General features: G+C 62.7%; 19 protein-coding genes and 1 riboswitch. Of the genes, 7 read left to right on the plus strand and 12 right to left on the minus strand.

Annotated elements, in window-relative coordinates:
* Nucleotides 1–22 precede the first annotated feature (22 nt).
* A complete protein-coding gene (locus tag SJY41_RS22295) occupies nucleotides 23–502 on the minus strand; it encodes a hypothetical protein (protein ID WP_156348345.1) in 480 nt (159 codons plus the stop codon).
* A 244-nt stretch (nucleotides 503–746) separates the two neighbouring features.
* On the opposite strand from SJY41_RS22295, the gene SJY41_RS22300 reads away from it, so the two are divergent.
* The 6 genes from SJY41_RS22300 to SJY41_RS22325 all read left to right on the plus strand — a co-directional run bounded on the left by SJY41_RS22300 (nucleotide 747) and on the right by SJY41_RS22325 (nucleotide 6,895).
* A complete protein-coding gene (locus SJY41_RS22300; protein ID WP_051583499.1) occupies nucleotides 747–1,916 on the plus strand; it encodes a YncE family protein in 1,170 nt (389 codons plus the stop codon).
* A 46-nt stretch (nucleotides 1,917–1,962) separates the two neighbouring features.
* On the plus strand, nucleotides 1,963–2,946 hold the full coding sequence (locus SJY41_RS22305) for a malate dehydrogenase (protein WP_380784553.1): 984 nt from the start codon (nucleotides 1,963–1,965) through the stop codon (nucleotides 2,944–2,946).
* A gap of 88 nt (nucleotides 2,947–3,034) precedes the next feature.
* On the plus strand, nucleotides 3,035–3,907 hold the full coding sequence (locus tag SJY41_RS22310) for a LysR substrate-binding domain-containing protein (protein WP_380784517.1): 873 nt from the start codon (nucleotides 3,035–3,037) through the stop codon (nucleotides 3,905–3,907).
* The gene (locus SJY41_RS22315) at nucleotides 3,904–5,055 is read left to right on the plus strand and encodes a TDT family transporter (protein WP_107955916.1); all 1,152 of its coding nucleotides are present in this window, start codon (nucleotides 3,904–3,906) and stop codon (nucleotides 5,053–5,055) included. The genes SJY41_RS22310 and SJY41_RS22315 overlap by 4 nt, the downstream gene beginning before the upstream one ends.
* A gap of 106 nt (nucleotides 5,056–5,161) precedes the next feature.
* Nucleotides 5,162–6,406, plus strand: a complete 1,245-nt coding sequence (locus tag SJY41_RS22320) for a molybdopterin-dependent oxidoreductase (protein ID WP_267396390.1) — start codon at nucleotides 5,162–5,164, stop codon at nucleotides 6,404–6,406.
* 12 nt (nucleotides 6,407–6,418) lie between these two features.
* Nucleotides 6,419–6,895, plus strand: a complete 477-nt coding sequence (locus SJY41_RS22325; RefSeq protein WP_107955917.1) for a hypothetical protein — start codon at nucleotides 6,419–6,421, stop codon at nucleotides 6,893–6,895.
* A gap of 9 nt (nucleotides 6,896–6,904) precedes the next feature.
* Here SJY41_RS22325 and SJY41_RS22330 read toward each other — a convergent pair whose 3' ends face one another.
* From SJY41_RS22330 to SJY41_RS22380, 11 genes are all read right to left on the minus strand, one after another.
* Entirely contained in the window at nucleotides 6,905–8,269 is a 1,365-nt protein-coding gene (locus tag SJY41_RS22330; RefSeq protein ID WP_267396388.1) for a voltage-gated chloride channel family protein, read from the minus strand.
* A gap of 23 nt (nucleotides 8,270–8,292) precedes the next feature.
* A riboswitch (Fluoride riboswitch) is annotated at nucleotides 8,293–8,369 on the minus strand.
* A gap of 240 nt (nucleotides 8,370–8,609) precedes the next feature.
* Nucleotides 8,610–9,050 (minus strand): YidH family protein, encoded by a 441-nt coding sequence (locus SJY41_RS22335; RefSeq protein WP_267396387.1) that lies wholly within the window; start codon nucleotides 9,048–9,050, stop codon nucleotides 8,610–8,612.
* Nucleotides 9,050–10,135 carry a sulfite oxidase gene (locus tag SJY41_RS22340; protein ID WP_267396386.1) on the minus strand — a complete coding sequence of 362 codons (1,086 nt, stop codon included), beginning with the start codon at nucleotides 10,133–10,135 and terminating at the stop codon, nucleotides 9,050–9,052. The genes SJY41_RS22335 and SJY41_RS22340 overlap by 1 nt, the downstream gene beginning before the upstream one ends.
* Nucleotides 10,136–10,436: 301 nt before the next feature.
* Nucleotides 10,437–13,064, minus strand: a complete 2,628-nt coding sequence (locus SJY41_RS22345; protein ID WP_380784518.1) for a strawberry notch-like NTP hydrolase domain-containing protein — start codon at nucleotides 13,062–13,064, stop codon at nucleotides 10,437–10,439.
* Between the two features lie 177 nt (nucleotides 13,065–13,241).
* On the minus strand, nucleotides 13,242–14,144 hold the full coding sequence (locus SJY41_RS22350) for a replication initiator protein A (RefSeq protein WP_133192380.1): 903 nt from the start codon (nucleotides 14,142–14,144) through the stop codon (nucleotides 13,242–13,244).
* Between the two features lie 264 nt (nucleotides 14,145–14,408).
* Nucleotides 14,409–15,743, minus strand: a complete 1,335-nt coding sequence (gene repC, locus SJY41_RS22355; RefSeq protein WP_267382051.1) for a plasmid replication protein RepC — start codon at nucleotides 15,741–15,743, stop codon at nucleotides 14,409–14,411.
* A 680-nt stretch (nucleotides 15,744–16,423) separates the two neighbouring features.
* Nucleotides 16,424–16,894 (minus strand): MarR family transcriptional regulator, encoded by a 471-nt coding sequence (locus SJY41_RS22360; RefSeq protein WP_267382052.1) that lies wholly within the window; start codon nucleotides 16,892–16,894, stop codon nucleotides 16,424–16,426.
* Complete coding sequence (locus SJY41_RS22365) at nucleotides 16,864–17,343, minus strand: hypothetical protein (protein WP_267382053.1); 480 nt, start codon at nucleotides 17,341–17,343, stop codon at nucleotides 16,864–16,866. Before SJY41_RS22365 ends, SJY41_RS22360 begins: the two co-directional genes overlap by 31 nt.
* Before the next feature lie 23 nt (nucleotides 17,344–17,366).
* Complete coding sequence (locus SJY41_RS22370) at nucleotides 17,367–17,708, minus strand: hypothetical protein (protein ID WP_267382054.1); 342 nt, start codon at nucleotides 17,706–17,708, stop codon at nucleotides 17,367–17,369.
* A gap of 27 nt (nucleotides 17,709–17,735) precedes the next feature.
* Nucleotides 17,736–18,245 carry an RNA polymerase subunit sigma-70 gene (locus SJY41_RS22375; RefSeq protein WP_267382055.1) on the minus strand — a complete coding sequence of 170 codons (510 nt, stop codon included), beginning with the start codon at nucleotides 18,243–18,245 and terminating at the stop codon, nucleotides 17,736–17,738.
* A gap of 215 nt (nucleotides 18,246–18,460) precedes the next feature.
* Nucleotides 18,461–18,772 (minus strand): hypothetical protein, encoded by a 312-nt coding sequence (locus SJY41_RS22380; RefSeq protein WP_267382056.1) that lies wholly within the window; start codon nucleotides 18,770–18,772, stop codon nucleotides 18,461–18,463.
* Between the two features lie 670 nt (nucleotides 18,773–19,442).
* Between SJY41_RS22380 and SJY41_RS22385 the strand changes: the two genes are divergently transcribed.
* The gene (locus SJY41_RS22385; RefSeq protein ID WP_267382057.1) at nucleotides 19,443–20,576 is read left to right on the plus strand and encodes a retropepsin-like aspartic protease; all 1,134 of its coding nucleotides are present in this window, start codon (nucleotides 19,443–19,445) and stop codon (nucleotides 20,574–20,576) included.
* Nucleotides 20,577–20,598 lie beyond the last annotated feature (22 nt).

Here is a 20,598-nt window from a genome sequence, read left to right on the forward strand (position 1 = left end):
GTCATGCCCCTAGTCATCCCATTTACGACACGCGAGCGATGATGCCGATAGTCGTTGCTAGCACGGCCATGCAGCCCGGGAGAAAGAGCATCTGTATAGCCGCTTCGCGCCCTGTGATCGTGCCCGTCAGGATATCGACCGGGCCCTTGATGAACTCCGAGAACGAACGGAGGGGTTCGCCGGGGGCGGGAGTATCGCTGAGTACGATGCCGCCAGCAATCAGACCGAAATACAGGATCATGAAGACCGACACGACCGTCAGGACGAGCGCCGTAGCTGCATCACGTGCGAAGAAGGTCCAGAAAGTCAGCAACATTGCTGCATACACGCCGACGAGCAAGCCCAACGTGGCAGGATGGACGCCGCGCGATGCGATGCCTGGAGCCGTTCTTTCCAGCTCGTCATAATTGCCTACATCCGGCACGATTGCGAGATGTCGACGCACAGGCTTAGGAGCAACGAGTGTCTCGGTAGCGAGATCGTAGATCGGCTGTGTTGCCATGAGGAAGTCTCCGCGCGTCTCGATGAATGCCGAGCGTGACAGGATAGATGATTGCGGCGGGGCGGTCGGTCCAACGCATAACCACGGTCATTCCAATCATTTAACAGGAACGGTCGGCGATCTATAATCGCGTTTTCGTATTGAAATCATCGCGACCATGCGTTGGACGCGAGGGACATATCGGTCGATCTAGCGGCATCGGACCGGCACGATCACCCGCCGGGTCCGTGATAAGGATCAAACGATGAAAGCTGCGATCGTTTTGGTTGCCGCGATGTTGGCCTCCGTAGCGCCAGTCCCGGCGATCGCTCAGGCCTATTGGGCTGCACCTGCGGCGGACGACTTTCCCTACGATATCAAGGCGGTTCAGGCACCGTGGTCGAAGGCTGATATCGACCTCAGCCATCATGACCGGATCTATGTGTCTGACCCTACATCGACGAAGATCGTTGTCATCGATCCTGCAGCGGGCAACGAACTGGGACGGATCGACCTCGCCAAAAGCGCGATAGCTGAGCCCAGCTTTTCCAGCCCCAAAGTCCAGCACCTGGCTGCAACGCGTGACGGGCGGACCCTGGCGGTATCGGCATTAGCGCAGCACAGTGTGACGCTCGTAGATCTGGCCACGAACACGGAACGAGGCCGGACCGTGTTCCAGACGTCGCCTACCGCCGTCGCGTTTACGCCCAATGGGCACGAACTCTGGGTTTCGCTCGGCGATGAACATGCCATCGCGGTCGTGGATCCTAAGACCGCGCGGGAGATCACCCGCGTACCAGCAAGTGGCGGAGCGGGCGCGACCATCCTGTCGCCAAACGGACGCTATGCCTTTGTATCGCTTACTGAAAGGCCGTCCATCCTGGTTGTCGACGTCGAGCATCGGCGCGTCGTCGGACACGTTGCCAGCAACGGTGCAGGTGCGGGAGCAATCGCGGTCTCGCCAGATGGCAAACAGATCTGGGCAACACGCCGCGAGAGCGGCACGACCACGGTCTTTGCTGCCAAACCGCCGTTTGCGGTACGCGAAGTGATAAACACTGGTCCAGCAACGGGCGCGGTCAACTTCGCCCAGCGCGCAGACGATTCCTTTGCCTATGTCAGCGTTGGCGGCGATCAACCTGCAATCAAGGTCTATAGAACCGACAGCCTGGAGGCTGTGGCAACCGTCCCGCTACAAGCGGCTCCGAGTGCGGTTTGGCCGTCGGGCGATGGTACGAGGATCTATGCCAGCCTGGCCGGAACCAACAAGGTCGCTGGGATCGACACGCTGACGTACACCACCGTGTCGACGATCCCGATCAGTACGGATGCGCAGAGCCTGATCTACGTTCCTGGTGCCGTAAGATCAGGAAAAGGTCTCGCCAATCTGGTGCCATCCGGGCGCGATGCGGCGCTTGCCCTGGCGGCGCGTTGATCGGTCTCACACCGTCTGTAATCTCCCAACGAAAGCCCTTTCCAAAATGACCAAGCCCCCCGTCAGGATCGCGATCAGCGGTGCCGCAGGACAAATTTGCTATTCGCTGCTCTTCCGGGTCGCGCAGGGTGACGTGTTCGGACCGGACCAGCCCGTTATCCTTCAACTGCTCGACGTGCCGCAGGCGCTGGACGCAGTACGCGGCGTGGTCATGGAACTGGAGGATTGCGCGTTCCCGCTGCTGGCAGATGTGATCATTACTGATGATCCGATGGTGGCTTTCAAGGACATCGATGCGGCCATGCTGGTCGGGTCTCGTCCCCGCTCGAAGGGCATGGAGCGCCGTGATTTGCTCGCTGCCAACGCAGCGATCTTCAAGACGCAGGGCGCAGCGCTGGACGCAGTGGCCAAACGCGACGCCAAGATCCTGGTCGTCGGTAATCCCGCCAACACAAATGCCTGGATCATTGCGCAAAGCGCACCGGGTTTCCCTGCCGAAAACATCACGTCGATGATCCGCCTCGATCACAACCGCGCGCAGGGACAGCTTGCGGCCAAGGCGGGTGTCGGTGTCGATGCGATTACAAAGCTCGTCGTCTGGGGAAACCATTCGCCGACGATGTTTGCCGACTGGGGGAATGCCGAACTCGATGGCCAAAAGCTTGCCGACCGTATCGGAAACGAGGCCTGGTACCGCGAGACCCTGATCCCCACCGTTGCGCAGCGCGGAACCGCGATCATCGAAGCACGGGGTGCGTCCTCGGCCGCGTCGGCAGCAAATGCGGCGATCGACCATCTGCGCGATTGGGTGCACGGCGCAGGCGACAATTGGGTGTCGATGGGCGTGGTGTCAGATGGCTCCTACGGTATCCCGCAAGGGCTGGTGTGCGGCGTGCCGGTGCACTGCAAAAGCGGTGGGTATGCGCGTATCGAAGGACTGATCCTCGATCCATTCCAGCGAACGATGCTTGATCGCACGATTGCCGAACTGGTCGATGAAAGTGAGGCGGTTATCGACATTCTGAAATGACCGATCGGTATATCTGATTGGAATGACCGTAATCTTTGGTTGGTGCGATTGATCTCCGTTCCCTATCATTGGGGCAAGGAGATCGGGCATGACCCTGGAACAACTCAGGATTTTCGTCGGTGTCGCTGAGCGCGAGCACATGACGCGCGCGGCCGAAGCGCTCAATGTGACCCAGTCAGCCGCAAGCGCTGCCATCGCCGCGCTGGAAGCCCGGCACGGCGTGCCGCTGTTCCACCGGGTCGGCCGTGGGATCGAACTGTCCGAAGCGGGCCGCATGTTTCTGGTCGACGCACGCGCAGTGCTTGGCCGTGCCGCCAGCGCGGAACTTGCACTGGCCGAATATGCAGGACTGGAGCGCGGCACTCTGCGGCTAGTCGCAAGCCAGACGATCGCGGGCTATTGGCTGCCCCGCCAGCTGGCCGCGTTCCATGCGCGCTACCCCGCGATCTCAATCGAACTGGCGATCGACAACACCGAGGGGGCCGCGGCGCGCGTGCTCGACGGTGCGGTCGAGCTCGGCTTCGTCGAGGGTGTGATCGACGAGCCCGCGCTCGCGCATTGGACGGTCGCGAACGACCGCATGGTGCTGGTAAGCGACCGCGCAGCCGACACGATCGACGAGGACTGGATCCGCGCCGCACGCTGGATCGTCCGCGAGCAGGGATCGGGCACGCGCTCGTCGTTCGAGGAGGTGCTGCGCCAGCGCGGCGTCGATCCGTCGGACCTCACCGTGGCGCTGATGCTACCATCGAACGAGGCGGTACGTAGCGCGGTCGAGGCCGGGGCGGGCGTCGCGGTGCTGTCGCAGCATGTCGTCGCACCTGCAATCGCGGCCGGCACGTTGCACGATCTACCGCTCGGTCTGCCGCGGCGTCTGTTCTACGCGCTGCGCCATAAAGAGCGGTATCGAACGCGGGCGGCCGATGCGCTGACCGATCTCATCAAGGAGACTGGCAAGTGACCGCCGATCTGAAACCCGTTCTCGATGGCCTGAAGCCCCTCAGCCGGCTCGACTCCCCGCGCGAGATGATCCGGCAGTTCACCCCCAACTGGTTCGCCGCGACGATGGGCACCGGCATTCTCGCGCTCGCCTTGCCGCAGGTGCCGGGCGTCGGCGCATCGCTGCACCCGGTCGGCGAGGCGCTGTGGTACTTCAACATCGCGCTCTTCACGCTGTTCGCCGGGCTCTACACCGCGCGCTGGACGATGTTCGGACACGAGGCGCGGCGGATCTTCGGGCACAACACCGTGTCGATGTTCATCGGCACGATCCCGATGGGGCTGGCGACGATCATCAACGGATGTCTCGCATTCGGCCTGCCGCAGTTCGGCGCGGGCGTGATCCCGATCGCCGAGACATTGTGGTGGATCGACGTCGCGATGTCGCTCGCCTGCGGTGTGGCGATCCCCTACCTCATGTTCACGCGGCACGAACATTCGCTCGACGGCATGACCGCGGTGTGGCTGCTGCCGGTGGTCGCGGCGGAGGTCGCAGGTGCGAGCGGCGGCCTGCTCGCCCCGCATCTGGCGGACGCGCATCACCAGTTCGTCGTGCTCGCAACGTCGTATGTGCTCTGGGCTTATTCAGTGCCGGTCGCGTTCGGCATCCTCGCGATCCTGATCCTGCGGATGGCACTGCACAAGCTGCCGCACGAGAGCATGGCCGCCTCGAGCTGGCTCGCGCTCGGTCCGATTGGCACCGGCGCGCTTGGGATGCTGGTGCTCGGCAGCAACGCGCCCGCGATCCTCGCCGCCAACGGCCTGGGGCAGATCGGCGCGGTAGCGCAGGGGATTGGCACGATTGCCGGGCTGCTGCTCTGGGGTTTCGGTCTGTGGTGGCTGGCGCTCGCGACGCTGATCACGATCCGCTACTGGCGCGCGGGCATTCCGTTCAACCTCGGCTGGTGGGGCTATACCTTCCCGCTTGGCGTCTACACGGTCGCCACCTTCAAGCTCGGCACGACGCTTCAGCTCGGCTTTTTCGGGATCGTCGGCACTGTCCTCACAGTGGCGCTCGCAGCAATGTGGCTGCTGGTCGGCGCCAAGACGGTCGCGGGCGGCTGGCGCGGGAACCTGTTCGTGTCGCCCTGCATCGCCCAAGCCAATTGATGGGCCGAACTGATCGTCCTGTCGGATCGAACCGTCGCATCCGATCGACCCGTACCGGGCAGACCGGCGGACGGGTCGCGCATAAAAGCATGACATCGAAGGGAGAATGCTGGTGGACAGCCTGGATATGAAATTGGCGCAGGCGACGAACCGCCGTCGCTTTCTCTCAGAAGCCGCGATCGGTAGCGGCGCGCTGATCGCCGCACCCGCGCTGGCGCAGAGCATGGTCGATCTGCATCTGCCAGGTGGCCCATCGGAACGGCCCATGACCAGCGCGTTCCCCGGCAAGGGCAACATGATCCTCCAGCGTATCCACCCGCCGTTGCTGGAAACGCCGATGAGCGTGTTCAATGGCGACGTCTTCACGCCGAACGACCAGTTCTTCGTCCGCTGGCACTGGGCCGACATTCCGACCGCGATCGATGTCGAGGCGTTCCGGATCAAGGTGTACGGCGCGGTCACGCGTCCGCTGTCGATCTCGCTCGCGCAACTGCTGAAGCTGCCGCGCGTCGAGTTGGCGGCAATCAACCAATGCTCGGGCAATTCGCGGGCGTTGTTCCAGCCTCCGGTGGCGGGTGCGCAGTGGCGTCACGGGGCGATGGGCAACGCCAAATGGCTCGGCGTGCGGCTGCGGGATGTGCTCGATATCGCCGGCGTGAAGCCGGGCGCGGTCGCGGTGCGGTTCGGTGCGCTCGACCAGCCGGTGGTCGCGGGCGGACCGGATTTCGCCAAGTCGCTGTCGATCGACCATGCGCGCGACGGCGAGGTGATGCTCGCCTTCGGGATGAACGGCAAACAGATGCCGCTCCTCAACGGCTTCCCGGTCCGGCTGATCGTACCCGGCTGGTATTCGACCTACTGGGTCAAGATGCTGAACGACATCGAGGTGCTTGCCGCGCCCGACGACGGTTACTGGATGGCCAAGGCGTACAAGGTGCCCGCCACGCCCGGCGCGAACGTGCGGCCTGGCCAGAAGGATTTTCCGACCGTCCCCATCAACAAGATGATCCCGCGCAGCTGGGTCACGAGCCTCGACGAGGGGCAGGCGATCGCGTTCGATCGCTCGATCCCACTGGGCGGTATTGCGATGGGGGGCGATTGCGGCGTCGCCAAGGTCGATGTGTCGACCGACAACGGCAAGACCTGGTACAAGACGACGCTCGGCCCCGATCACGGCAAATACAGTTTCCGCCGCTGGGATGCGCAGGTTCCACTCACGCATGCGGGCCCAACAAAGCTGATGTCGCGCTGCTGGAACACCGCCGGCATCGCGCAGCCGATGACGCCGATCTGGAATCCGGGCGGGTTCATGCGCGGCAACATCGAAACCACCAACATCGTCGTCGGCTGAGGAGCGCACCGCATGAAAACGCCTTCCATCGGCACGCTGTCGTTCGGGTTCGTCGGCGCGACCGTCGTTCTTCTGCTCGCGATCGGTGCCCCGAACAGCCGCGTCGCCCCGCCGCCTGCGGCCCCGACCGCACCACCGCCGCCAAGCGTCTCGGCGCGCGGCTTTTCGCTGGCGTCCACCTCGGTCGATCTTCCGACCGACGAAGGTCAATATCCCGCCGGCCCGCATGCCGATGTCATCAATGCCAACTGCACGTCGTGTCATTCGGCGAGCATGGCGCTGAACCAGCCACCACTCTCTGGCGACCAGTGGACCGCGGAGGTCACCAAGATGCGCGAGGTCTACAAGGCACCCGTCGCCGCAGCCGACGTACCGGCGATCGTCGCCTATCTGACTGCCATGAGCACGAAGCAGCCGGGCGCCGCGAAGGGCAAGGCACAGGACCCCGATCCGAAGGCTGCGCCCGACGTATCGGGAGGATCAGGTTAAGCCATCAACTCACGACACGCGGTTTTGCGCGCGAAGTGCTGTGCGGCGTGTACGTGTCTCGCGCAGTGTCGCATTGGGCGCCAGACCGTCTGCCGGCACCTTGGGTATCGCAACGCGCTGCGACAGGTAGATGCCGTTGTGGCCCGAGCAGAGATAGGCCACGAAACAGGCGACGGCGATCGGCACCGCATAGGCGGCGCCGAACAGTTCGATTCCCCTGAAGGTGCAGGCGAGCGGGGTATTGGCGGCCCCGGCAAACACCGCGACAAAGCCGATCGCGGCGAACAGGCCCGTCGGCACGCCCAAGAAAGGCGCCAGCGCGTTACCGAGCGCTGCGCCGATGAAGAACAAAGGCGTGACTTCACCGCCTTTGAAACCCGCGCCGAGCGTGACGACGGTAAACAGCAGCTTGATCGCCCAACTCCACCGATGCGTGTCCGGTCCGAAGAAGCTGGCGATGGTAAGGCTGTCGGGCCCCGCTGCCAGGACACCCAGGCCCAGATAGTCGCGCGTGCCGAACAGGAAGACGAGCGCGATAACGACGGCCCCGCCGATCACTGGACGTAGTGGACCATAGGGAACGATCCGCTTGAGCCATCCCCCGACCACGTGGTTGGCTTCGGCGAAGGCCAGACCGACCAGTCCGAATATGATCCCCGCAACACCTGCCTTCGTCACGAGCAGCGCATCGACGGGTATCAACGCACCGATCGGGTAGACACCGTGATGGATACCCCAGGCGAGGCACGTCCAATCGCCGACCAGCGCTGCAACAAGGCAAGGCACCAGCGCGGAATATTCAACGCGGCCGATCGCCAGCACTTCGAGCGCGAAGACCGCTCCTGCGATCGGCGTGCCGAAGACCGCGCCGAACCCGGCTGCGATACCCGTCATCAACAGGATGCGCGTGCCGCCCGCATCGAGGTGGAGCGCGCGGCCGAAACCGCTGGCAAGGCTTCCGCCTAATTGGACGGCGGTGCCTTCACGTCCGGCCGAGCCACCGAAAAGATGCGTCACCACTGTGCCGAAGAAGATGAGCGGCGCCATCCGCAGTGGCACACCGCCGCCCGGCTCGTGGATCTGCTCGACGATCAGGTTGTTGCCGCCTTCCACCGTGCGCCCGGTGACATGGTAAAGGAATCCGACCACGAACCCGCCCACCGGCAGCAGATAGAGCAGCCAAGGCGACGCAAACCGCAGGCGGGTAACGGTATCGAGGCTCAACAGGAACGCCGCACATAGCGTCCCGACGAGTGCCGCCATGGGCAGCAGGATCAGCGCCCAACGTACGACCGAAACGGCATGCTCGTGCCGATTGCGCATGAATGCCGCGACGTTCAGCATGTCGACGAGATTGCGAAAGGTAGCGCGCACAATTCCTCCTTGCTGCCTGACGGCGCCAAGTAGGAATCATCAGCTCATGTCAGAGCGGTTCGGCCAAATTGCCCGGCAGAAATCCAGTGCCGAGATCGATCTATGAGACGTTTGCCCCAACCGTCAATGGGCATGTTGGTCGGGCAAATGCTCGGACCTGTCAGTCGCCAGGGTCTATCTGAGCCCGTTATATGGACCGACCCGGGTACGCTACATGCGGGACCGATCGGTTTCGACCCGCGCGTCGTTTTCGGGCTGCGTCACAAGGGGCGATACCGCACGAAAGCCGCCGATGCGCTGCCGGGTCTGATCGGCCCGTAGCGTGGTTAGCGCTGCTGCGCTACGAGCGCGCCGTCCAGATGCCGACGAGCGCGGCCAGCGACACGAGCATAAGAAACCCGTTCATTACCAGGAGCAACGCCGCTGGCAGGCGCTTGATGTCGGGTCGTGGCGGCGGGGCGCCGGCACCCATCTCGCGCCACACCGCGGCGACAAAGCAAAAGGCGCTGAACAGGATCAGCATGGTCCCGGTCGCCGTCGCCAGCCACGGGAACACGACGTCCTTGAGCAGCGCGCGCGCGCCGATCCCGGAAGCGAGCGCCGCCAGTCCGGTACGCACCCAGGCGGCATAGGTGCGTTCACCGGCGAGGATTGTGCGGTCTGCGGCAAGCTCCGTGCGACGATCAGCGCTGTCCACCTGCTGGACTGCGCTGTCCTTCAGCGTGCTCGCGCTCTCCGCCAGCTTCGCATGGGCCCGATCGGCGTCGTGCGGCGCGTTCATCAGCCGGCGGTGACGGTGATGCGATGCCAAGCGGTCGAGAGATAGCCGGCGAAGTTCCAGATCGCCTCGGGTCGTTCGGGCTGCATCTGCCCGGCACCGTCGACGGCGCGCACGACCAGGACGTGGAGTCCGGGAGACAGATCGACCGTGACGTGCCACTGTGTCCAGCTCCAGGGTGCATCGGGTTCCGTGGTCAGTTCCGCCTGCAGCCAGTCGGTGCCTCCATTGACGGAGACCTCGACGCGAGAGACCGCTCGGCCGAAGGCGATCGCATAGCCCGCGATTCCGCACGCGCCGGCGCCGACATGCCCGCCGTCCACGGGCGAGCAGATCGCAGCGTTGAGCGGCATCTCCTCGATCGTCAGGCCCTCATCCCAGTCTGCGTCCTCCTTCGCTACCGATGCCGGAAAGAGTTTATAGTCCTTGGCCTGGATCGGCGCATCGGATGGGCGATCGCGCACCTCGATGCGCGTCAGCCACTTGGCGCTACGAACGCCCGCATAACCCGGCACGACGAGCCGCAGCGGTGCGCCATGTTCGGGGGCCAGCGCCTCGCCGTTCATCGCCCAGGCGATCAGCACGTCAGGCTCTAGTGCCTTGGCGATCGAGATCGAGGCACCGAACGGCGCCGTCTCACCATCGACATCGACGTCGTCGGCACCCGTAGTGCCGACGAACGACGCGCCGTCCTGGATGCCGGCCGCGGCGAGCACGTCGCGCAGTGCGACGCCGGTCCAAGCCGCATTGCCGATCGCGCCCACGTCCCAGGGATCGCCCGAAGTCTTTTCCACGTCTTGAAGATGTGCCCGACGATTGCCGGCGCACTGCATGGTCGCGGTCACTGTCCGGGTCGCAAATGCCGTTTGAAGTTCGGCGACCGTGTAGGAGCGCGGGCGGTCGACCAAGCCGTCCAGCGCTATACGATGATCGTCGGCCAGCTCCGGCGTAGGTCCGTGACTGCGGATGTAGAAATTCGCCTGCGGCGTCAGGAAGGACGTGATCAGTTTATCCGGAGGCGTTTCCGCATTGAGCGGCTCCGGACAGCGGAGGATTAGATTCTGTTCGGCGCGATCGGATGCGGTCATGCAAGCGGCCTACCATGATGAAATCAATAGCGAAATTGATCGTTTGGCTGGACGATGTCACCCAGACTCTTTCGATAGCCTATCCCTTTCTAGACGGGGGGAGCGATCGCCATGCCGTCGCGCAAGAGGCGCCGAGTGCAAGACAGCCTTTCCCGTAGATCGACTCAATGTGGCTGAGCTTGCTACGACGGCTTTGTCCCAAAAGTCGTCGCTAGGCACCAGGGATGACGGAAAACCCTATCGCCATCGCAGATGCGCGACAAACGGGTGTTTTCGGACACCCAAGCAGACCTGTCGGCGCTTAGCGTATATCTGGGTCCGTTCTATGTACCGACCCCTCCTGGCTGAACACGGGGCGGCCGTCCTCATCCGACATCGGTTCGGAGCGCGTTTTCCCGGTCTCGTCGACAAAGGTCTTCATCTGGCGAACCGGGAAGGCGGCCGTCAGATAGGACATGAGGAACTCGCGCGGGGATAGCTCGATGTCGAGGTTCGCCCGCTCTTCGACGGTCAGCGCGGCGAGCGCCCGGTTGAGCATCGCCTCGGACGTCGACACGAGCTGGATCACGACGCTCTCGCCGCGGGCGAGATCGGCTCGGATCGCGGGCACCAGTGAGGGCAGCTTCATGCCGATCAGGAGTTGGCAGAAGAACCGCTGCTTGGTGGATTCGAAGATCGACAACGCAGCGGCCTTGGCGCCGCTGTTATAGGTGTCGTTCGAGAAGCTGTCCGTCACGCGGGTCGCGTCCAGCGCCGCGCGAAGGTTGCTGTGGATGATCGCCCAGGCGTCGGCGTAGGCGTCGTACACCTCGATCTGGTCGACGGTCAGCTTGTGTTCGAGGATGTCGTACTCGACGCCCGCGAAGCTCAACGCACGCGAGACGTAGAGGCCCTGCATTTTCAGGTCGCGCGCGATCAGCTCCAGCGCGGCGATCCCGCCCCGGCGCAGGGAGTCGACGAAGGTCCGGCGATCGGCGAAGGCCGTGCCCGGACCCCACAGGCCAAGCCGCGTGGCATAGGCCAGATTGTTGACGTCGGATGCGCCGGTCGCGGACACGTAGAGGACGCGGGCGCGGGGCAGGAGGTTCTGAAGACGGACGCCGGCGATGCCCTGGTCGGAGCCCTGTTTGGTGCCGAAGCTACCTTCGCCGCCTGAGACACCGGCCATCTCGTGCGCCTCATCGAACACGATCATGCCGTCATAGTCGTCGCCGACCCACTCGAGGATCTGCTGGAGCCGCGTTCCCTTGTCACCGCGATTGGAGCGCAGCGTCGCATAGGTGAGGAACAGCACGCCTTCGGCCGCGCCTACGGGCGAGCCCAGCTTCCACTGGTTGAGATGCTGGATGTCGAGCGCAAGACCGCCAACGGCGGCCCAGTCGCGACGCGCATCTTCGAGCAACGTCTCGGTCTTGGAGACCCAGATGTGTTTTCGGCGTCCGCGCAGCCACTGGTCGAGGATGATCGCGGCAACCTGACGGCCCTTGCCGGCCCCGGTGCCGTCACCGAGGAAGAAGCCGGTCCGGTAGGGACGCCCATCCTCGGACGGTGCGATCGAGAGCCCCTCCTCGACAGGTTTGAACAAGCCGGGGATATCGCGCTCGAACGCGTCGCCGGCATAGATCAGCGTTTCGAGCTGCGCGTCGGAGAGCGTCTTCGCATCGACGACGGCTTGCGGCAGAGTCGGGACATAGATCGGCCGCGGTGCGGTGATCGATCCCATGGCGATCGATTCCACCAGAGCGGTTGGATGCGCCGATGCGCAGCCGATCGCGATGCGGCTCGGCCGATAGGGCAGGTACACACCGACAGACTCGCCGGTCGGAAGTGGCTCGGCGAACACGGTGTAATCGATCGGGGCCGCGGTCTGCGACCGCGCGGCTTTTGCGGGTGGTGCGCTCAGGCGCGGTTTGCTCGCCAGGCCGCCAAGAAGCGAGCTGCGCACGCTCGGGCGGATGAGCAGCGAGGCCGTGCGCGGGACAGGCTCGGACACAGGCGGAGCGGCCTTAGCGGTGATCGCCGCGAGCGCATCGGCGAGCGTCGCGCAGCGGATCAGCTCGGCAGGCGTGCCGGTCCCCTTTTCCAGCACCATGATCTTCACGATCTGGCTGGTGCCATGCTTCGCATAGGCGTTCGCCGGCAGTTCGAGGTGCAGCGTCAGCGTGCAACCCTCGGTCCCCTTCGCCCAGGCGCGGCTCGACGTGTCGACGCGGTCGGGCAGGATGGCGGCGCAGCGGCCTCCGGTGCCGAGACGCATCAAGGCGGCGCGAAGATGCCGGAACGCTGCCAGCGGGTCGGCGTGGCGACCCATGCTGCGCGAGAAGGGAGGATTGATGAGGACGGCCGTGGGCCGGATCGTTGGTTCGAGTAGATCGTGGATCAGCTCGCCGTCGTGGCGCGTGACAGCGACGCCCGGGAAGGCGGCCGCAAGCATCTCGGCGCGGGGCGGATCGATCTCATTAAGGATCAGGCGGGCACCGGCGCGGTGCGCGAAGGCGGCGAGCAGGCCGGTGCCGGCAGACGGTTCGAGAACCAGATCAGTGGCCGCGATTCTGCCAGCGAGCGCCGCGAGGTACGCAATCGGCGCCGGTGTCGAGAATTGCTGGAGTTCGATCTGCTCTTCGCTGCGAACAGTGTGGGTCGGCAGATTGGCGACCAGTTCGGTAAGCGCCGCGACACAAGCGCCGGGATCGGGGGGAAGGTCTGCTTTTGCGAGGTACATAACCTCGGCGAGTTCGAGCATGTCGTAGGCGTCGCGGAGCGACCAGCGACCATCTGCAGACGAAGCGCCATAGGCTTGCTCCATGACCCACAGCAGCGTGTCGCGCTGGAGCGATCCATTCCGGGCAATGGCGTCGGCGACGGCCTTGGCGGCGGTGATTGACGGTTCGGTGAAATCGAATTCGAGAGCTGCGGCTGAGGTGCGCATCGAGGGCTTCCTTCTTGTCGCCCGGTGCTCATCACCGGATCAACAAGCCGAAGGCTCCCTCTCCTCTGAACGCGTTGTGCCCGACGAAGCATCGCTACCGCGAAGCCATCTTCCAAAGCCGGTCGGGACACGTCTGCCGCAGATAGTCGCGCAGGACGTCAGGCATATGGATCGATATCAGGCGGCCAACGCGGCTCGACTTCCTGTCAAACGATCCTTGGGCTTCATCACGACGACCGTCTCGGGCTTCCCGACCCGTCGGCCTAGTTTATCCCGCGCAGGGACTTCCGGAACAACTTCCCGCACTTCGATGGAGTAGCTCGGCATTTTATTCTCGGCTGCGATCTTCTTCAGCTGACTTTTCAACGTGCGGAGCGGCGACGTTGAGCCGATCTTCGCACCCAGCATTTCCAGAGGCATTTCATATTCTTCATCACGACAATAGCAGTGCGCCAATTCATAAAGGCGTCGCTCAATCGAGCCGAGACGGAAGTAATCGTTGTGGTAATCGTAGATACGGCTGTCACGCGAGACCGCGCGGACGAGCCAGTCACAGAGCTGGACGCGGACCGGCATGAGTTGATCGACGCCGCTCGCCGTTTCGCGAGTGGTCGCCTGCGCTTCCGCGAACCAAGAGAAGAAGCCCTTCGTCCCCACGGTGCCAGTTTTGATGTTCGTCCGGATCTGCGTGCCCTGCAAACGACCGAGCGCTTCGATGAAGCGATCGTAATCACGCTTCGATGGGCGTCCGACGCCGGTCGCTCGGAAGAAGTCGTGTGCATTGAAGGTGAAGACGTTCTGTACTTCACCCCCGGTCCGACCAATATGCTGCACCATCAACGACAGGACGTAGATCAGGACCTCTTTATCCCACATCGTCGCGATACCGCTCGAACTGGGCTTGATCTCGATTTTGACGCCGTCCATCTCGTAGGTCATTGCCTCCATCTGAGGCCGCTTCGCTAACGAGAATAGTGGAAAGTCCATAATGCTCTGCTCGCCACGGACTTTGCCGTGCAGCGGGCTGTCGAGATAGTCGAACAGCTTACCCTGGGTGAGAGCGACTTCTCGCGAATCCATCGTCGGGGCTCCCACCAGCTTCACTTAGCAAACCCGCTTATAGCGGATCGGCCGCAAACCTGCAGTCGGATAAGCGACCGCGTTATCGATAGCACGAGGATTTGGAGCGATTTAGCCGGTAAATCGGGGTGTGTTTCACATTTCGGTAGGTGCGGGCCACCGCAAACTCGGTCGGGACTCGTGCTATCGGTAACGCCGTGAAAGCCGTTCAAAGACCAGGTGTGCAGTACGAGGTCCAGGCCTTTGAAAAGATGACGAGATCCGTCATCGTAGTCCGGCTCCCCGGGAAACCAGCCGCGACATTAGGCTACCGATCGGCGTCGCATCGGTCCCATCGGACATCCCCCGCATGGCGACCGTGCGGCTCGTGTCCTTGAGGCCGTGGAGCGTCCGCCCAAGGTTCAATTCGCCCTTGTCAGCTTTGCTGCTCATTCCGCGAAGATACGCGCCGGGCCGCTGAACCTCGCCGCGCCGGTATTTCTGGATGGTGGCGATGACGGAGGCAGCAGCACCTCGCTGGCCCATGATGCGACAGGCTTCCTTGAACGCGTGATTGCTGATCCCCGACTGGCCCGCAAGCCGCTCCGCGGTGGCGACCACCTCGCCCCACGATCCATCGCGGTAGAGTAGACCGGAACATAGCTCCGGAGCGATCGACATCATGAATTCCGGATCGACACCGTGTTTCTCCAGATCGTCGTCGACGGCAGTTTGAGGTTGAGAGGGGAGGGCGTCCCCATTCTCACTACTTTTCTTCGCCAAGCCACTACGGGTATCTGCTTTAGCAGATTGGAGTTGGTTTGTAGTTGTAGAGTGAGTGTCCTCAGGTCCATCCCAGCATGAACTATCATCCTGATCGCTACCCGTATTGGGGACGGCAATCTTAGCCGAAACAGCCCCGGCAAGACGACGCGCACGCTCTTCGATCTGCTCCACACAGGCCGTCAGAAGGCCGGCATCGCGGACGCAACGCATCTGGTCGGTGGCCATCAACGCCAACGCGAGATCGTCACCCGCCTTCAAATCGTGAAGATCGGCATCGAATGCCGTTTGGGCCAGAGCCCTGATATTCCTGCGGGCAGCGGCAAGGCGCTTGCGGAGCACTGTGAGTGCCGCGTCCTCTGCGGCTCCCTTGGCCGCGCGGGCAGCAAATTCTTGAAGCCTGGTACCGATCGGAGCGAGCACGATGCCGTAGCCCCACGTGATGAAGCCGTCGGCCCCGCGGCGTCCACCACGATGACCGTTCGGACTATCCCGAAAGCTGATCAGACCGAAGGCCTGTGCCTGGTTCAAGAGCTTTTGAACCTGTCGGACGGTTACGCCCAGCTTTTGCGCAAGCAGGTCGTTCGATGGCCAAACGACGGGGATTTGTCCACCCTTCCAGTCCTGCGGCTTCGTCCAGGCAAACAGCAGATCGATGACGGAGACCACGCGCAGGGGGACGCCCATATAAGGAGCAGCCCGTTTAAGCGCCGCAAGCGCGTTGGAAGGTGCCATTCCGGTCTCGAGCCCGCAAAATTCGTCGACAAGCTTTGTCGCCTTGGCGGCATGCTCGTCAAACCGGCGTAGTCCCCGGCCGGGGCTTTGGGCAGCAGCCATCGTTCGTTCTCCCTGGGAGGGGAGCCCGTGCAGACACAGCGACACCGTGGCGCCACGGTCGACGCTTTGGGGTAGCAATATGAAAGGGAGCCAGCTAAGTGAGGGTTCTCACATCCGCCCTAGCAGGCGTCCCGAAAAGCCCGGCCTCGTGCCGGGTTTTTCATGTCCGCACAGCGTCCCCCTTGATCGTTGTGGCGCCCGCCCGGGTGGACGGCGGCGGTCAGCGTTGAGCCGATCCACAACGTTGATTGTTAAGCATCGCTGGCGGGTCGGTCGTGCGCGATGAATCGTGCTATCGGTAACGGGACGGGTAATAATCACGTGCTATCGGTAACGAAGCGTCGATCTTCGCTCGTGCTATCGATAACGCCGTGCCGCTGAGACACGTGCTATCAGTAACGCCGTCGCGTTCTCGCTCGTGCTTTCGGTAACGGCGTGAGAATCGTGCGATTCGTCTGTCTTACGTGACATGTAGCGCAGAGGGAGAGCATCCTCCTCTGTGCCGCGCCGGATAGGCGTGGCGGGGCAATGGCAGTTAAGTTAGCGAGGCACTGCAGGTTCGGGCTCGAAATTGGCTGACGCCGTCTGTCCAAGCGGTAGATCGAACGAGACCTTTTCAGTCGTTCGATATGTCTCTGACGATCAAAAGAACGGAGTCTAGTGTGAGCCGTAGAAAATCGTCAGCCCGATCTCCGATCCTGTATTCGGGACTCCGCGATTTGAAGATCGAGCCACTGCTCCGAAGCAGCAAGAAGGGGAGTGAGCGTGCCGACAATCAGGCGGCGTCCGTCATCGGGATCCGACTGTCTGACTATGTATCCAAGCGCCTCGAGATGCTCGATGTGGCGCAAAGCGGTGGTCGTCGAGCCTCCGCTAAGCTTACAAAGCTGGGACACAGCGATGCGGCGCCGCTCGCACGTGGCCACGTAAAGCTCCAGGATCATGTCCCAGCTCGGATCATAGAAGCGGACCCCGTTGAAGTGGGTCGCCCGCCGACGCCGGCCGACCAACACCGCCCTGGCCTCGGCAAGCCTGCGCTCGGACAGGTCGCTCGCGTCTGGCGGCATAGACAGCAAAGTGTCCTCGATCGCCTTGCGCGGCAGCCGCACAACGACGTCGATCAGGTCGTCTCCTTCAGATGCTGCACCCATAATCGTCTTGATCCGTTTCGGATGTAGGGCTCGGCGTTCGCCGGCAAGCGGAACGTGCCGAGCGCAAGCGCGCCGAGCGCGAGGTAGGCGTAGATCCCAAGCCCGGTGTGGTAGGCAAAGAGCGGCACGCGTGGCAGCAGGGCGCCGAAGATGCTCATGAAGATGTCAGCGACTGCGAAACCGGCCGCCCAGATGGGCCAGAAGCGGATTGTAGTTACACCGAGCCAATAGAAGCCGCCCGCTACAGCGAGATCTATCAGCAAGGTGATCGTTTCCGCGGGCGCGAAATACGCTGCATCCATCAGCCGAAGGGCGGTCGTAACGACCGAGGCTGTAAGATTTATAGCCGCTCCGACACGCTCAGGTCGTCCGCCCTTCAGTGCGGCATAGCCACAAGTGAGCAGCAGCGTGACGTCGAACAGCAGAGCCAAAATAATCTGCAGCGACATCACTTCTCCTGAGGGGTTCGCCCCTAAATTGGAAGGCTCTCAAGCTCGGGCAAAGTGGCCAATGCGGGCTTCGGTGCGCCTTCCCCCCAACTCGTCTCGGTCAGCCCCAGCTGTCGGCCGACCTTTTCGATCGAAAGATGCGCTCGTATCGTCATGTGATCTTGGCCTTCGATGAGGGAGGCCAGAGCTGCGACCGTAGCTTTGACGGTCCGCTGTGTCATCGCGGGAGATAGGCGGTGCGCCTCCGTCGCATCAAGCGTCGTCAGCAGAAATTGCGCCGTGTCACGCGCGGCCAAGTTGATCGATCGCTCCGCTTTGCGCAACTCATCGGCGATAATCCGGCTCGTATTCGAAATTGCTTGCATTACGCCTCCTCGGACGTCGGGCGCCCATTACAGTGTTTTAAGCCCAAGCAGGAGGAGCAGCGTTACGATCGCCATACCGGCCGCAGTCAGCCCCAACGGGGTCACGATCGAGATGATCGCGGTCCAGAAGGCAACCTGCTTCCAGGTGAGCAAATTCGCTGCCGCCCCAGCGGTCGGCAACGGGAGGGGAAGCGGGAAAGTTGGCGGCGCGGAAGGGAGGTCGTTTGCAGGGGGTAAAGGCTCTACCCCTGCGTCGTAATCCGCCAAGAGTCGCGCGGCATCAAAACGGGTCGGCACACCGAGGATATTATTGGCCTTTAACAGCTGCTTATCGACCGCCCTGTGGCTGCTGCCCGTGGCCGCGGCGATCTCCTTCGAGTTGCGGTTCTGAAGCACAAGGCGGAGATAAGACCGTTGCCGATCGGTCAGGCTGGCAATGCGATCCGGTGCGCTTACATCGGGCGTCGGGGTTGGGGGCGTCCGTTCGGCAGGACGTCTGCCCGGTTCGTTGGTAAGCATGCTCTCGAAAATACTCACGACGCGGAATGATTCGGCTCCAGATCAGGGATAACTCCTGACGGGCTCTGTCGATCAAATTGACATTGCGAATGAGTTCAGTCGGCGCGCGAACGCGGCGAACAGGTCACGTTCGACCGCCCACGACGCGTCGGCGAGTTCTTAATTTCGAAGCAGGCCACCCCCATGCGCACCTCGGCGATCGGCAGCGGCCGCCACTCAGCATGAGTGAAGCCCTAGTGAACGGACGGAAATTTGCCGAGAGTTGCGGCTGTGTCGTTCAAGCGCGAGGCCCAAAAGGAAAGGATCTGTCCCTCGGCAGGGCGATCTTCGGCTGTATGCGCGGCAAATTCGGCCAGGGTGCGGGCAAGTTCGGCGCCTGTAATAACGCGTTCGCGTTCCAATATTGTGGCCAGAAGAGCCAGCCAGTCACCATGTGCCTGCACCAGCGCTTCGACCTGAAGCATTCCCGAACCATTTCCGGAGAAACCCTTTGAAGGGCTTTGACGCCGGCGAAACCTCATAAGCAAACTTTTGATCAAGGACATGGCGCGCGTTCCATCAACCGCCCGTAGCCGGGACGGTTGAACACGCGGGAACACTGGTAACCACGCCCCACGTATTCCCCGCACCGACAAGCGGTAGCAAGGTCTTGTATTTCGCGGGCCGCCCGACGGAAATCGGGGACCCAGCATTCGACCGCACATGCGGGCCAAGGATGGTGTTCAAGCCATGCCCAAGCCCGACCGCTATGGCACAAGGCTCAGGCGAAAACACGCTGTCATTGCAAATCCAAGCAGACCCCAGCATCCTGGAAGCAGGCGTCGCGCTCGTTGCCGAATTCGATGTCAATCGGGTATTGATCTCGGGCTGCGCGCCCATAGGTGTGCCACGTGGCACACCTGACGCGAGGATCGTCACCCATATAAGACGGGATGCCAGAGCGGGCTCGGTCGACGCCCCTGCGTCGATAGAGCCGTGCCCGTAGGGGCACGCCCGCTGTTGGCGTATTAGCTTCCGCAACCATGCACAGCGACACAGAAGCGCTTGCTCCTCTAGTGACTGTAGCTTGTAGGCGACTTCTGCACCTTCCGTCGACGGAGGGTTGGAGATCGCTTTGTGTTGTTCGCACAACCGGGAACCCCGCGCGTGTCCCGGCGCTCGTTGATCGGCCGCCTGTTGGGTTTCGGTGTGTCTGCAGCTGTGGGCACCCCTGGCTTGGCGACCATCGCGCCGCATCTCGTTGGCCAGTGGAATTTTGGTCCGCTATCTCCTGACTGGCAGCCCCTGGAAGTCGCAACCGGTGACACGTTGCTGGTGAAGGCTCGGGTAGCGGGATCGCCAGTTGAGGCGGTGCTGGATAGCGGGAGCGGGGCGTCCATCATCGACGTATCGTTGGCGCGAACACTCGGGATGGCGGACGGCGAACGTCGCACGATAAGCGGTTTGGGCGGGAAAGCTGCGGTCCGCTTGATCCATGATGTCGAGGTGCAGCTCGGGCATCGAACACGTCGACTACAGTTCGCAGTGGTAGCGGATCTGGGCGCACTGTCAGCTGCGTTCGGAAGACGGATCAACATGCTGCTCGGCGCAGATATGTTCGTCGGGAATTGCATGGCTCTTGATTTTGGAAATCGGCAATTCGCGCTCATGCCGACCGGCAGTTTCCCCGGCGGTGCGGACTGGACGCCGGTCGCTTTGGGGCATGGTGCGAAGCAGGAGCTATACGTCTCTGCCGCGATCGCAGGATCGAGCGCGGTGCCGCTGATGATCGACCTTGGCAGCTCTGCAGCGCTCATGCTGTCTTCGGCCTATGTCGATGCGCATGGCCTGGCTCGCGGGCGAGCGACATCGACTGCGGCGCTCGGAGGTGTCGAAGGTGTAGCTACCGTCGATGTGTTCATAACGCCGAAGCTGGAGATTGGCGGTCTGGCTGCATGGAACATTCCGACCCTAGGAAATCGCAACTGGCTCTCGACCAGCACGGTCGGCAATATCGGATTGCCGTTAATTGGTCAGTTCGACGCCATATTCGACGTGACTGCCGGGTTTGTGTGGCTTCGCCGGCCCGCCTCGCGAAACCTCCTTTCCATGTTGAAAGATCGAAGCGGGCTTGGCCTTTCGGCGTCCGAACACGCGCTTACCGTCGTCCATATTGCGATCGGCAGTCCGGCAGCGAAGGCCGGATGGAGCGTGGGTGAGCATATCGTCACGGTGAACGGTCATCCCGTCGACACAGATTATACGCATGGGTCGCTCTGGAATTGGCGCTTCGGTCGCTCAGACAGCGTAATCAAACTTGGAATAGAAGGCGGCATCATGCGCGAGCTAAGACTCTCCGATTACTATTAGCTAAACTAGCATCGTAATAATC

Source organism: Sphingomonas sp. R86520 (assembly GCF_042466285.1).
Classification (GTDB): Bacteria; Pseudomonadota; Alphaproteobacteria; order Sphingomonadales; family Sphingomonadaceae; genus Sphingomonas.